This window comes from Dyella sp. CR10 (assembly GCF_055814425.1).
In genome coordinates this window covers 4,246,826-4,260,259 of the sequence record NZ_CP185986.1, presented here as the reverse complement: position 1 = coordinate 4,260,259, position 13,434 = coordinate 4,246,826, and the positions used below count along the sequence as shown (strand labels likewise).

The 13,434-nt window shown below is 67.1% G+C and carries 14 protein-coding genes; 6 read left to right on the top strand and 8 right to left on the bottom strand.

What is annotated here, in order from left to right:
- Positions 1 to 5: 5 nt before the first annotated feature.
- The 8 genes from ACNR9O_RS19230 to ACNR9O_RS19195 form a co-directional block, all read right to left on the bottom strand.
- Entirely contained in the window at positions 6 to 599 is a 594-nt protein-coding gene (locus tag ACNR9O_RS19230) for a 1-acyl-sn-glycerol-3-phosphate acyltransferase (protein ID WP_473685808.1), read from the bottom strand.
- Positions 596 to 1,018 (bottom strand): alternative ribosome rescue aminoacyl-tRNA hydrolase ArfB, encoded by a 423-nt coding sequence (gene arfB / locus ACNR9O_RS19225; protein ID WP_473685810.1) that lies wholly within the window; start codon positions 1,016 to 1,018, stop codon positions 596 to 598. The genes ACNR9O_RS19230 and arfB overlap by 4 nt, the downstream gene beginning before the upstream one ends.
- A gap of 45 nt (positions 1,019 to 1,063) precedes the next feature.
- Positions 1,064 to 1,774 carry a pseudouridine synthase gene (locus tag ACNR9O_RS19220; protein WP_473685812.1) on the bottom strand — a complete coding sequence of 237 codons (711 nt, stop codon included), beginning with the start codon at positions 1,772 to 1,774 and terminating at the stop codon, positions 1,064 to 1,066.
- 22 nt (positions 1,775 to 1,796) lie between these two features.
- On the bottom strand, positions 1,797 to 3,443 hold the full coding sequence (ubiB, locus tag ACNR9O_RS19215; RefSeq protein WP_473685814.1) for a ubiquinone biosynthesis regulatory protein kinase UbiB: 1,647 nt from the start codon (positions 3,441 to 3,443) through the stop codon (positions 1,797 to 1,799).
- Positions 3,440 to 4,090: a ubiquinone biosynthesis accessory factor UbiJ gene (locus ACNR9O_RS19210; protein WP_473685816.1), complete on the bottom strand. Its 651-nt coding sequence runs from the start codon at positions 4,088 to 4,090 to the stop codon at positions 3,440 to 3,442. Before ACNR9O_RS19210 ends, ubiB begins: the two co-directional genes overlap by 4 nt.
- Before the next feature lie 52 nt (positions 4,091 to 4,142).
- Positions 4,143 to 4,700, bottom strand: coding sequence for a M23 family metallopeptidase (locus tag ACNR9O_RS19205; protein WP_473685818.1), 558 nt, complete (start codon positions 4,698 to 4,700; stop codon positions 4,143 to 4,145).
- 243 nt (positions 4,701 to 4,943) lie between these two features.
- Complete coding sequence (locus ACNR9O_RS19200; protein WP_473685820.1) at positions 4,944 to 5,432, bottom strand: tRNA (cytidine(34)-2'-O)-methyltransferase; 489 nt, start codon at positions 5,430 to 5,432, stop codon at positions 4,944 to 4,946.
- 61 nt (positions 5,433 to 5,493) lie between these two features.
- Positions 5,494 to 5,694 (bottom strand): hypothetical protein, encoded by a 201-nt coding sequence (locus tag ACNR9O_RS19195; RefSeq protein WP_473685822.1) that lies wholly within the window; start codon positions 5,692 to 5,694, stop codon positions 5,494 to 5,496.
- Between the two features lie 271 nt (positions 5,695 to 5,965).
- On the opposite strand from ACNR9O_RS19195, the gene ACNR9O_RS19190 reads away from it, so the two are divergent.
- The 6 genes from ACNR9O_RS19190 to ACNR9O_RS19165 all read left to right on the top strand — a co-directional run bounded on the left by ACNR9O_RS19190 (position 5,966) and on the right by ACNR9O_RS19165 (position 13,430).
- Positions 5,966 to 8,872 carry a M16 family metallopeptidase gene (locus ACNR9O_RS19190; RefSeq protein ID WP_473685824.1) on the top strand — a complete coding sequence of 969 codons (2,907 nt, stop codon included), beginning with the start codon at positions 5,966 to 5,968 and terminating at the stop codon, positions 8,870 to 8,872.
- Between the two features lie 140 nt (positions 8,873 to 9,012).
- Positions 9,013 to 9,417 carry a DUF4156 domain-containing protein gene (locus tag ACNR9O_RS19185; protein ID WP_473685826.1) on the top strand — a complete coding sequence of 135 codons (405 nt, stop codon included), beginning with the start codon at positions 9,013 to 9,015 and terminating at the stop codon, positions 9,415 to 9,417.
- A gap of 159 nt (positions 9,418 to 9,576) precedes the next feature.
- Entirely contained in the window at positions 9,577 to 10,071 is a 495-nt protein-coding gene (locus tag ACNR9O_RS19180; protein ID WP_473685828.1) for a MarR family transcriptional regulator, read from the top strand.
- Positions 10,072 to 10,075: 4 nt separating this feature from the next.
- Positions 10,076 to 12,211 carry an FUSC family protein gene (locus ACNR9O_RS19175; protein WP_473685830.1) on the top strand — a complete coding sequence of 712 codons (2,136 nt, stop codon included), beginning with the start codon at positions 10,076 to 10,078 and terminating at the stop codon, positions 12,209 to 12,211.
- On the top strand, positions 12,204 to 12,404 hold the full coding sequence (locus ACNR9O_RS19170; RefSeq protein ID WP_473685832.1) for a DUF1656 domain-containing protein: 201 nt from the start codon (positions 12,204 to 12,206) through the stop codon (positions 12,402 to 12,404). Before ACNR9O_RS19175 ends, ACNR9O_RS19170 begins: the two co-directional genes overlap by 8 nt.
- Before the next feature lie 9 nt (positions 12,405 to 12,413).
- Positions 12,414 to 13,430 carry an HlyD family secretion protein gene (locus tag ACNR9O_RS19165; protein WP_473685834.1) on the top strand — a complete coding sequence of 339 codons (1,017 nt, stop codon included), beginning with the start codon at positions 12,414 to 12,416 and terminating at the stop codon, positions 13,428 to 13,430.
- Positions 13,431 to 13,434 lie beyond the last annotated feature (4 nt).

Here is a 13,434-nt window from a genome sequence, read left to right as displayed (position 1 = left end):
CGGTATCACTCCGTGTTGCGGTGCTTGCCGCGATAGGGACGGAACAGCGCGCGGATCTTCTCCATGTCCGCATCGTGATCGCCCGTGGCCCGCACCATCGGGCCGAGGGTGAAGGTCTTGGTCGGATAGTCGATGAAGATGGTCTGGATCGGCACGTCCGCCTCGTGCGCGATGCGCAGGAAGCCGGATTTCCATTCCTTGACCTTCTTGCGCGTGCCTTCCGGGGTGATGCCCAGCCACATGCGCTCGCGTTCGCGGAAGCGCTCCACCATCTGTCCCACCACGTTGAGCGCAGCCTTGCGGTTGATCGGGATCATGCCGATCGGGCGCAGGATGATGCCCAGCGGGCCGTCCAGCACCTCGCGCTTGATCATGATGTTGACCTCGATGCCGGCGCCGATCTTCATCAGCAATCCCCACAGGCCATCCCAGTACGAAGAGTGCGGCGCGCCGATCATGATCAGCTTCGGCACGTCCGGCAGCTGGCCGAGCAGACGCCAGCCGCACAGCCGCAGCACGCCTCGCGAGAGCCATGGCCAGAAGCGGCTCTTGAGCTGGGGCGCCGCGGGCGGAGTCGGCGGGACGACGGGGTGACTCATTCGGAACTCCAGTTGCGCGAGCGCGTCTGCTTGATCTTCCCGCGTTGCTGCTTGCCCGCCAGGCGGCGCTCCTTGGAGGCGCGCGTGGGTTTGGTCGCGACGCGTGGCTTGGGCGGTACCAGCACGGCGCGGATGATCTCGACCAGGCGTTCGCGTGCGTCCTCGCGGTTGCGTCCCTGGTCGCGAAAGCGGCGGGCCTGGATCACCAGTACGCCGTCGTCGGTGAGGCGGCGGTCGCGACGAGTGAGCAGGCGTTCGCGCACCGGCTCGGGCAGCGATGGCGAGTGCGCGACATCGAAGCGCAGTTCCACCGCGCTCTCGGTGCGATTGACGTGCTGGCCGCCGGGGCCGTCGGCGCGCAGGAAGCGCTCGGTCAGCTCGGCCTCGGGCAGCGCTAGGGATCGGCTGACGATAAGCATGGCGCGCAGTTTAGCGGGGCGACGGGGCGCCGCGCTTGACCGGCCTCAGGGTTCGGCCGGAAGCATCCAGCCGAAGCGCCCGAGCAGGCCGGTAAAGGCCGCGTCCAGTGGCGCCTCCAGGCGCATGGGTTCGCCGCTGACCGGGTGCGCGAAACTTATCCGCCATGCGTGCAACAGCATGCGGTGGCAGCCGAAGTATTGCTTGTACAGGCGATTATGGTCGCTGCGGCCGTGCTGACAGTCGCCGATCACCGGATGGTGGACATGCGCCATGTGCTTGCGGATCTGGCGGAAGCGGCCGGTTTCCGGCTCGGCCAGCACCAGCCCATAACGCTGCTGCGGATAGCGGCCAAGTGGGATCGATACCTCCACGGTGGCCAGGCGCCGGTAGCGCGTGCGGGCGTCGCGGCGCGGGCCGCTGTCACGCGAACCGGGCAGCGGATAGTCGATCAGCGCTTCTTCCGGTTCGGGCCAGCCGCGCACCACGGCGAGGTACTGCTTGTGCACGTCGCGGCCCATGAACTGTTCGCCCATCGCGGCGGCCACTTCGGCAGACCGCGCTACCAGCAGCACACCGCTGGTGGCGCGGTCGAGCCGGTGCGCCAGGTGAACGGTGCCGCCGACCTGATCGCGCAGCAGGTCGATCAGGAACTCGTCGGCCGGGCCGACCAGCTTGGAGCGATGCACGGCGAGGCCCGCGGGCTTGTTCACCGCGATCAGCGCATCGTCCTGATAGATGAGTTGGAGAAACGTCATGCGTGCTGCGGCGCTGCTGCCATCAACGTTTCGGCCATCCGGCGACGAAGGCGAAGAGGCTGGCGACCGCCGCGGCGATCGGCAACCACATGCCGTGCTGCGGGGCCTGCGTCCACAACAACGTGGCGCTGACCAGCAGCGCACCGCCGAGCAGCCCCGTGCCGATCGCCCGCTGCTGTCGGCGCGAGGCTTCCTGGCGCTGGGCCAGTTCTAGCGGATCGGCCAGGTGGCGTTGCTCGCCGCGCGCGGTCTGCCGGAGCGCGTCGCGGATCAGCTCGGGGAACTGCGGCGCGGCATGGAACCACTCGGGCAGCCGCTTGCGTACCTCGCGCAGCGTGCGGCGCGGGCTGTAGCGCTCGCGCAGGATGCGCTTGAGCACCGGATGCGCCACGGCCCAGATGTCGATCTGCGGATCGAGCATGCGGCCGACGCCCTCGATGTTGAGCAAGGTTTTCTGCAGCAGGATCAGCTGCGGCTGCAAGGTCAGCTCGAACCGGCGCGCGGTCTGGAACAGCTTCACCACCAGTTCGGCGAGAGATATCTGCGACAGCGGACGAGTGAAGTACGGTTCGCATACGGTGCGCACCGCCGCTTCCAGTTCGTCCATGCGCACGGTGTTGGGCATCCAGCCGGCGTCGACATGCAGCTGCGCGATGCGCGCGTAGTCGCGCTCGAACAGCGCGATGAAATTCTGTGCCAGCCAGTATTGGTCCGCTTCCGGCAGCGAGCCCATGATGCCGAAGTCCAGTGCGATGAAGCGCGGCTCGGCGGCCCGCGTCACGTCTACCCAGATGTTGCCCGGATGCGCGTCGGCGTGGAAAAAGTTGTCGCGGAACACCTGTTCGTAGAACACGCGCACGCCTTTCACGGCGAGCGCCTTGCGATCCACGCCGGCGGCGTCGATCGCGGCGATGTCGTCGCAGCTCACGCCGCTCACGCGTTCGAGCGTCAGCACGCGTTCGGCGGTCAGCTCCCAATGCACTTCCGGCACGTAGAGGTCCACGCCGCTCTCGAAATTGCGCCGCAACAGGCTGGCGCTGGCGCCTTCGCGCTGCAGATCGAGCTCGTTCTCAAGCATCTTCTCGACTTCCGCCACCACGTCGAGCGGACGGATCTTGTCGGCATGGGGATGCCAGCGCTGGGCCAGTTCGCCTAGCGAGCGCAGCAGGCCGATGTCGCGCGCGATGCGCGCGTCGATGCCCGGGCGCAGCACTTTGACCACCACAGCGCGCCCATCCGGTAACGTGGCAGCGTGTACCTGCGCGATGGAGGCGGACGCCAGCGGTGTTTCGTCGAAGTGCGCGAAGAGGTTCGTGACGGGTGCCTTCAGCTCCCGCTCCACGATCGTCCGCGCCTCGGTGCCGGGGAAGGGCGGCACCTGGTCCTGCAGCAGGGCCAGCTCGTCGGCGATGTCGCCCGGCACCAGGTCGCGCCGGGTCGACAGCACCTGTCCGGCCTTGACGAAGATCGGGCCAAGCTCGGTCAGCGCAAGGCGGATGCGTTCGCCGCGCGGCAGCTGCGCCACGTCGGCGCGCGGCCGCGCCAGGAACGGACGCAGCAGCTTGAGCGGGCGGAACAGGTGGGCCGCATCGACCAGTTCGTCGAGCCGATAGGCCAGCAGCACGGAGGCCACGCGCAGCACGCGCGGCACGATTTTCAGCGGCGTCACGCGGCGCTTCCTTTGAGCTTCTGTTCGAGCCGGGCCAGGCGCGCTTCCAGGCGTTCGCTGCGCTCGCGCAGGGTATCCACGCCATCGAGAAACGTTTCCACTTCGCCGGGCGCGGCCGCGGCGCGGACCTCGTCGCGCAGCCAGTCGGCGGTGTCCTCGGCCAGATGGCCGCCGCTCTCGCGTGCCTGGGTCATCGCCTTGCGCACCGCCCTGGCCAGCGGCACGCCGAGCACGTCGCCAAAGGTACGTGCGAAGGCTTCCTCGAAGTCGGGGGCGAACTTGGAGGCGAGCTTTTCCAGCCGGCGCGCCAGCTCTGCATCCCCGGCGATGTCCACCTTGCCAGGCGCCACGCCATCGTCATCGCGCCGCAAGGCCATCGCCAGCAGGCTGCCGGGCGTGGCGCGCACGCGCAGCTGGCTGTCGTCGCGAGCCGGACCGACCTGAAGCCGGCTGCCGGCCACGGTGATGGCCAGGGTCAGCTCCGGTCCTTCCAGGTGCAGTTGCACGCTGCGTCCATCCAGCGCGGACAGCCGCTGGACGGTGTCGGGATCGAGCGACAGCGCATGGTTCAGCGCGGTCTCGAGTGCGCGGCCGGCGATCACCCGCAGCGGGCGCGGCAGCAAGGGGCGGGGGGAGGAAGCGGTCATGGGCCGGCATTGTAGCGGCAGCCCGCCGCGGCCTGCCCTGCGGCGCAAGCGCCTAGAGACCGGTGAGGTAAGGCGCCGGATCGATGCGCTCGCCTCTGCGATGCACTTCGAAATGCAGATGGGTGCCGGTAGAGCGGCCAGTGGTACCGACCTTGGCGATCGTGTCGCCGGCACCGACCTTCTGGCCCGCGCGCACCAGCAGTTCGGAGGCATGGGCATAGAGCGTGCGGTAGCCGGTCGCGTGTTCGACCACCACGACTTTTCCATAACTGGCACGCCTGCCCGCCAGGACAACTTTGCCGTCCGCGACGGCGTAAATGGGCGTGCCCCGGGGTGCGCCGAAATCGATGCCCGCATGGAAAGCGCGCTTGCGGCAGAACGGATCGCTGCGGTGGCCGAACTGGGAGGTCACCCGCGCCAGATCCACCGGCATCAACGTGACGATGGGATCGAGCCGGGCCAGCTGCGTCAATTCCAGGGGTTCGTCGGCATCCGTGTGCTCGTTCACGGGCAAGTCGGGCGCGTGTACGTGTGTGGATGCGGTAGAGGCCACCCGGGTGAAGTCCGCCCGCGCCGCCGGCATCGCCAACGCGGTGAGCGACAGGGCCATAAGGATCGCTGGCAGCACGCAGGAGCCAGGCCGGAGGGATGCGAATCGATGGGACGGTGACATGAGTTCACTCCGCGGCCGCGCGCGATCGCCGCCCGATGGGTTGGGCGTGTTGTCGGACGTAAGGGGGAGGCGACTCAGTGCCTGAGCGCCGGCGCCGCGAGGAATTTGCAGCGACGGAGGACTATTCCACCGGGAAGGAGGTCAGTTCGATATAGGAATGGTCGGAATTCCGGGGGGGCTTTATCCGGCAGGGAGCGATTCGCTCATGCCGGCTCCCGCGAAGTCCAGTTGCCGCCACGCTTCGTAAACCGCCACCGCGACGGTGTTGGAGAGATTGAGACTGCGGCTGCCCGGTCGCATCGGCAGGCGCAGGCGGCAGGCCTCGGGAATGTCATCGAGTATCGCCGCGGGCAGGCCGGCCGTCTCGCAACCGAACAACAGCGCGTCGCCGGCGGCGAAGCGGGCGTCCACGTGGGCCACGCGCCCACGGGTGGAGAAGGCGAACACGCGCGGCCGGCCGATGGCCTCAAGGCAGGCACCCAGGTCGTCGTGTACCGCCAGGCTGGCGTACTCGTGATAGTCCAGGCCGGCACGGCGCAGCCGCGCGTCGTCGAGCTCGAAGCCCAGGGGCCGGATCAGGTGCAGCGAAGCGCCGGTATTGGCGCACAGGCGGATGACATTGCCGGTGTTCGGCGGAATTTCCGGATTGAACAGGATGACGTGCAGCATCCGCCGATTATCCGCCAAGCCCCGGGGGATGCACGCCGCCGGAAAGATATCCGGCGACAGTTCAGCCGCCGAGCCGCGGACACACCACGCCGTCCGGGGGCAGCAGGCATTGCGCGTGCGCCGGGGTGAGCTGGCCGGCGCTGCCGCTGGCGGCCAGGCGAATCGCTTCGGGCGAGGCGTTGACCATCGCGCCGAGCACCAAGGCACATACCAGCAGGCAGGCGCCGAACAGGCCGCGCAGCATCAGGGCTTCGAATTTCATGGCTGTCTCCGACAAGCAAAGAGGGTGGGATTCCTGCACCCCATGTTTGGCAAGCGCCGTGCCAAACCGAGCCGGATCACAAGAGCTTGATTTACTGGGATTTACTATGAGCCTCCGGGAGGCTTTTGCTGTCCGCGGACAGTGGAAGCCCGACACCGGACAGCCCGCCGGACACTGTCCGGGCGCCGCGACCATCCGTGCCGATGGTCATTTGCGGTTCCCTTCACGCATGACTAGCCTCGGAGGTTTCCGTGAAACAGGAGGTTCACCCGTGCGAAAACCCCTTGCCTTGCTCGTTGCCGGCATCCTGTCCGCCGGGGCAGCCATGACCGCGCCGCCCCTGGCGGCCGCCGCGGCCACGCAGACCATCCCCGAGATCGCCTACACCCGCTTCACCCTGCCCAATGGCCTGACGGTCGTGGTGCATGAGGATCACAAGGCGCCGGTCGTGGCGGTGAGCATCTGGTACCACGTCGGCTCCGGCGACGAGCCGAAGGGCAAGACCGGCTTCGCCCACTTGTTCGAGCACCTGATGTTCTCCGGTTCGGAGAACCATAAAGGCACCTACTTCGCGCCGTTCGAGCTGGCAGGCGCGACGGACATGAACGGCACCACCTGGTTCGACCGCACCAACTACTTCGAAACGGTGCCGACCACCGCGCTGGACATGGCGCTGTGGATGGAATCGGACCGCATGGGCCACTTGCTCGGCGCGATCGGCCAGAAGGAGCTCGATACGCAGCGCGGCGTGGTGCAGAACGAAAAGCGCCAGGGCGAAAATCGCCCGTATGGCCGCGTGGACCAGAACATCCTGTCCCATACCTATCCGGCCAACCATCCCTATCAGCACGACACCATCGGCTCGATGGCGGACCTGGATGCCGCTTCGCTGGGTGACGTGAAGCAGTGGTTCCACGATTACTACGGTGCGGCCAACACGGTGATCGTGCTGGCCGGCGATATCACAGTGGCGCAGGCAAAGGAGAAAGTCGCCAAGTACTTCGGCGACATCCCGGCCGGCCCGCCGGTGCCGCGCCAGCAACCGTGGATCACGCCGCTGGCCAAATCCACGCGCGGCGTGCAGCACGACCACGTCTCGCAGCCACGCATCTACCGTACCTGGGTGGTGCCGCAGCTGGGCGCGGACGACATGATCTCGCTGGACCTGGCCTCCACCGTGCTCGGCGGCGGCAAGACCTCGCGGCTGTACCAGCGCCTGGTCTATCAGGACAAGCTGGTCGATGACGTGTCCGCCAGCGTGGCGCCGTTCGCGCTTGCCAGCCAGTTCCAGATCCAGGCCGACGTGAAAGAGGGCGTGGATCCGGCGAAGGTCGAGGCGGCCATCGCCGACGAGTTGAAGAAATTCCTCGCCCAGGGGCCGACCCAGGACGAGCTGGATCGCGCCAAGGTGGGCAACCGCGCTTCGTTCGTGCGTGGCCTGGAAAAAGTCGGCGGCTTCGGCGGCAAGGCAGTGATCCTCGCCGAGGGTCAGGTCTATCGCGGCGATCCGGCCGCCTACAAGAAGGATCTGGAGCGCAGCGACGCGGCTACGGTGGCCAGCGTGAAGGCGGCGGCGGACCAATGGCTGACCAAGGGCGATTACCTGCTCACCGTGCTGCCGGCCGGCGACAAGTTCGACCCGGAGGCGGAGGACGCCAAGGTCGCCGCGCTGCCTGACGCACAGGGCCGCCCCGAAGCCAAGCTGCCGACCGCGCAGCAGTATTCGGTGGGCAAGAACGAGGTCGATCGCGCCAAGGGCGTACCGCAGGTCAGCCAGTTTCCCGATCTGAGTTTCCCCAAGCTGGAGCGCGGCAAGCTCAAGAACGGCATCGAGGTCGTGCTCGCGCAGCGCCACACGATTCCGGTGACACAGGTGCAGCTGCAGTTCGATGCCGGTTATGCCGCCGACCAGGGCCACAAGCTCGGCACCGCCAGCTTCGCCACCACCCTCATGAACGAGAGCACCAAGAGTCTCGATTCGGTGGATGTGGCCAAGCGCAAGCAGCACCTGGGTGCGATCACCAGCGTCGGCTGCGGCCTGGATACCTGCACGGCGTCGCTCAATGCGCTCAACGATCAGCTGAAGCCGTCGCTGGAGCTGTTCGCCGACATCGTGCGCAATCCGGCGTTCAAGGCCGACGACATCGAACGCATCCGTGGCCAGTGGCTGGCCAGCATCGCGCAGGAAAAGACCCAGCCGACCGGCCTGGCCCTGCGCACGCTGCCGCCGTTGCTGTACGGCAGCGGGCACGCCTATGGCATTCCGTTCACCGGCACGGGCACCGAGGCGGCGATCAAATCGCTGACGGCTGCCGATCTGGCTGCGTTCCAGCGCGACTGGCTGCGTCCGGACAACGTCAAGATCCTGGTCGCCGGTGACACCACGCTGGAGCAGATCATTCCGCAGCTCGATGCGGTGTTCGACGACTGGAAGGCCCCGGCCGAGCCGCTGCCGAAGAAGAACATCGCCAAGGTCGCGGCCCAGGCCAAGCCCCGCGTGTTTCTGATCGACCGGCCCGACGCGCCGCAGTCGCTGATCCTCGCCGGCCTGCTCGCGCCGTCGAGCAAGGCGCCCAACGACATCGACATCGACGTCGCCAACGGCGCGTTCGGCGGCAGCTTCACCTCGCGCCTAAACATGAACCTGCGCGAGGACAAACGCTGGGCGTATGGCGCTTTCAGCTTCCTGCGCGATGCGTTGGGCCAGCGGCCGTTCCTGATGTATGCGCCGGTGCAGACCGACAAGACCGCCGAGTCCGCGCAGGAAGTACAGAAGGAAGCCGCGGCCGTGATCGGTGCCAAGCCGCTCACTCAGCAGGAAGTGGACAAGATCAAGTCGTCCAACGTGCGCGGCCTGCCGGGTAGCTTCGAGACCACCTCCGCGGTGCTGCATGCGGTGAGCGAGATCGTGCAGTACGGCCGTCCGGACGATTACGTGCAGACCCTCAAGCAGCACACCGAAGCGGTCAGCCAGCCCAGCGCACAGGCAGCGATCACGGAGATCGTGAAGCCGAAGGCGCTCACCTGGGTGATCGTGGGCGATCTGAAGAAGATCGAGCAGCCGGTGCGCGCGCTGAATCTCGGCGAGCTGCAGGTAATCGACGCCGATGGCAAGCCGGTGGCCGCCAAGGCCAAGGGAAACAAGGCGGGCGGAACCAAGGCCGGCGCCGGCAAGTAAGCCGGTGGCGAGCGGCGGGAACGCTTTCGTTCCCGCCGTTCAGTCTGGCGCGAGCCGTCGGTCGCGCCGCAAGCTAGGATGTGGGCCGGGCAGTCGATGCCCGGCTTTTCTTTTATATGGCTGACACCATGGAGCTACCCATGCGCAAGACCCTGCTGCTCGTCCCCGTGGCCCTGATGCTCGGTGCCTGCACCTGGGGCATCACCCTGGACGACGCCGCCAAGAACGTACGCACGGTATGGAGTGGGGATGTGTCCTCCTGCCACGAGCTGGGCAAGGTCACCGTGTCGGTGATGGACCGTGTGGGGCCGATCAACCGCAACGACATCAAAGTGCGCGACGAGCTGGAAGTGATGGCGCGCAACGAGGCCGCGAAGATGCGCGCCGACACCGTCAAGCCGCTGGCCGAGCCGGCCGATGGCTCGCAGCCGTGGGGCGCCTACCAGTGCGGCGCCAATCGACCGGCTTCCGGGCGTACGCCGGCGCAGCCCGCCAAGGCGTCCTCAGCGCCAGGCAACACGGAGACATTCCCGATCAAGAACTGACCGGCTCGCTGGTCTTCCGGAATGAGAGAAGCGCTCCGCAAGGGGCGCTTTTTTTATGCCGATGATGCGCGCCTCTTGCGCCGCATGCTGCACAAGCATAATATTCACAAATAAGTTGTACATAAATGGACTAAATGTCAGACCGCATCGAGGTCTTCCATGAGCAGTTTCACGCCCACCGAGCAACGCCTGGCCGTTACCTGCCGCCGCTATCCCGCGTTTCCGCGCGAGCCGGCCGTGCTGGTGCGCCTGGTCAAGCACATCTACAAGCGCGTGCACGACGATGCCAACGCGATGCTCAAGCCCTGGGGCATCAACCATCCGGAATACAACCTCCTGATGATGCTGTACGGCACCGAGGGCTATACGCTCAATCCCTCGCAGCTGGCGGATGCTGCGGGAGAGAAGTCGGCGAACATCACGCGGCTCACCAACGAGCTGTGCGATAAGGGGCTGATCGAACGCACGGCCAGCGACGAAGACCGGCGCAAGGTCACGCTCACCCTCACGTCGAAGGGGTTGTCGATGATCGAAGGCTTCCTGCCCGACGTATGCGACCTGCTGGAGCGCGAGGCTGGCGGCCTCAATCCGCGCGAATCGGCACAACTGGAGCGGCTGCTCAAAAAATTCCTCGAACACCTGGATCAGGCGTGACGCCATGTCGCCCGTGGACACGAGCGCCCCGGTAAACGCGCCGCGCTGGCCGTGGCTTCCGGCCTTCCTGGCCGAGGAGCGCGTGGCCTGGATCTTCGTGGCCAAGACCGTGCTGGCCATGTACGTCACCTGCTGGCTGGCGATGCTGTTCCAGCTGGAGCAGCCGGCCACGGCGATGATTACCGTCTCCATCGTCATGCATCCGCAAAGTGGCATGGTGCTCGCCAAGAGTTTCTACCGCGCGCTTGGCACGCTCGCCGGCAGCCTGTTCGGCCTGGTGCTGATGAGCCTGTTCCCGCAGCAGCGCGAGTTGTTCCTGCTGAGCCTGTCGCTTTGGGTCGCGCTGTGCGCCGGCGGCGCCACGCTGTACCGCAACTTCGCCGCTTACGGCTTCGTGCTCGCCGGCTACACCGCCGCGATCGTCACGCTGCCGGCGGTAAGCAATCCGCTCAACGTGTTCGATTCGGCGGTGATGCGCGTGAGCGAGGTATTGCTCGGCATCATCGTTTCCGGCGTGATCAGTGACGTGGTGTTGCCCGAGCGTCTGCGCCCGCTGCTTCGCCGCAGTGCGCGCGAGCACTTCGCGCACTTCATCGACTTCGCCCGCGGCAGCACCGGCGGCACCATTCCGCGCCGCGAGATGGAGAAAGCGCACCTGCGTTTCGTGCGCGCCGCGGTGCAATTGGAAGACCTGCGCTCCTCGGTGATCTTCGAGGATCCGGAAGCGCGTGCCCGCAGCAGCCGCATGCGCCTGCTCAATCAGCGCTATATGGCGGCGTCCACCAGCTTCCAGTCGGCCCATCACTTGATCAACCGCCTGCAGCGCGCCGGTCGGGACAACGTGGCCGCTGCGCTGATCGCCCTGTACGCGCCGATCGGCGATGCGCTCTCGCCCGACCCGGCGCAGCAGCAGGATCCCGCCGTGCTGGCGCCGCGACTGCGCGCTTGCGAGGATGTCCTGCCGCCGCTGGCGGCACGTCTGCGCGCCGAGCTGCCGCAGGACGCCTGGCTGGAGTTCGATACGGGCGCCGGCCTGCTGCGCCGTTTCTGCAGCGAGATGCGCGACTTCACTGCGCTGGAAGCATCGCTGCGCGAGGGCAAGCTCAAGGGTTCTGTCGAAGTCGTTCACTTCCGTCGCGGCAACGATGTCCTCGGTTCGGCGGTGAGCGTGCTGCGCACCTTCCTGACCATGTCGGTACTGAGCGTGTTCTGGCTGAGCAGCGGCTGGACGTACGGCTCCAGTGCGATGCTGCTGGCGACGATCTTCAGCGGCCTGTTCGCGGCCTCGGCCAACCCGATGGGCGCCGTCACCAACACGCTGGTCGGCTACGTCGCCGGCATGGTGGGCGGTTATTTCGTGACGTTCTGGGCGCTGCCGGGCGGCGACGGCTTCACGATGCTGATTGTCGCCACGCTGCCGCCGCTGCTGATCGGTGCGTATCTCACCACGCGCAACACGCTGCCCGGCGTGGGCGCCGGCTACACGCTGGGTTACGTGTACATCTTGGCGTTGAAGAACCCGATGGTGTACGACCCCACGCGCTTCCTCAACGATGCGATCGCGCAGGTCGTTGGCATCGGCATGACGGCGGTTTTCTTCATCTTCGTCCCGGCGGTCACCGGATCGGTGTGGCAGCGCAGGCGCCAGCTGGCGCAATTGCGGCGCCAGGTGGTGATCGCCGCCACCGCGCCGCTGCAAGGTCTGCTTTCTCGCTTCGAGAGTGTCAACCGCGACATCGTGCAGCAGGTCGTGACCTTTACCCGTCCGGATACGGACGAGTCGCGCAGCCTGCTGGCCTGGGCCCTGTCGGTGCACGAATGCGGCCGTGCCGTGATCGAACTGCGCCAGGACATCGCGCGCAGCGGCATGCCCTTGTCGGTGATCGGCACCGTGCAGGACGCGGTGCATGCGATCGGCGCGCTGTACGCGCAGCCCGGTGCCGAACGCTGGCGGGCCGCGGACACGGCCGTGGTTCGCGCGATCGACCTGACCTCGGCTCACCTGGCGCAGTCCCCCTCGGCGTGCGAGGCGGCGCTGACCCATCTGTATTTGTTGCGCAGCGCGCTGCGCGACGACGAATCGGCGATGGCCCCCTACATCCAGGCCAGCCAGACCGCCGCGGAGTCTCCCCATGCCTAATGAAATCGCTCTCGCCGATGCGCTGGTGCCGGGCCTGCTGCTCGTCTTCATCGGTTGCCTGCTGGCGCTGTGGGTGGCCGACACCCTGGTGGGCCGCTTCGGCCTCTACCGCTTCGTGTGGCATCCGCCGCTGTTCCGGCTTGCCCTGTTCGTCTGCATGTTCGGCGCGGCCGGACTGCTGCTGTTTCCCTGAGCCACCACCATGAAAATCACTTCGCTGCTCCGTTTCGCCATCACCGCCATCGTCGTCGTCGCGGCTGCACTGCTCGGCCACGCGCTGTGGCGCCATTACATGTATTCGCCGTGGACGCGCGACGGCCGCGTGCGCGCCGAAGTGGTGCGCATCGCACCGGATGTGTCCGGCCTGGTCACGCGCGTGGCGGTGCTCGACAACCAGCAGGTCAAGCGAGGTGACCTGCTGTTCTCGATCGATAAGGCCCGTTTCGAATACGCCGTCGGTCAGGCCCAGGCGAACCTCGCCGCGGCCGAAGCCAGCGCGCGCGCCGCCGGCGCCAATATCAACGCCGCGCTGGCCAGTGCCGCCGCGCGCAAGGCCGACTATGACATGGCCTCGCAGCAGGCCCAGCGCCGGCAGCGTCTCGGCGATGTCGTGTCGCAGGAAGTGCGCGCCGATGCGCTGTCCTCGGCCAACGCCGCCCGAGCCACCTGGCAACAGGCACAGGCGAGTGGCAACCAGGCGAGCGCGTCGCGCCAGCAGGCCGAAGCGGCCGTGGAGCAGGCGCAAGTGGCGCTGGATCGCGCCAAGCTCGATCTGGAGCGCACCGACGTGCGCGCGCCGGTCGATGGCTACGTGACCAACCTGGACATCCGCGTGGGCGACTACGCTTCCACCGGATCGCCGCGCCTGGCGCTGATCGACAGCCATAGCTACTACATCTATGGCTACTTCGAGGAAACCAAGCTGCCGCACCTGCGCGTGGGTGATCCGGTGAAGATCCGCCTGATGGCGGGCGGCGCGCGCCTGCAAGGCCAGATCACCGGCATCGCGCGCGGCATCACCGACCGCGACAATCCTACCGGCAGCGACCTGCTCGCTGACGTGAACCCCACGTTCAACTGGGTGCGCCTCGCCCAGCGCGTACCGGTGCGCATCGCGATCGACACCGAACACCTGCCGCCGGACGTGCTGATCGCCGCCGGCATGACCGCGACGATCGAAGTGCAGCCGCGCGCGGATGGACGCAAGCCGGTGAACTGACCGG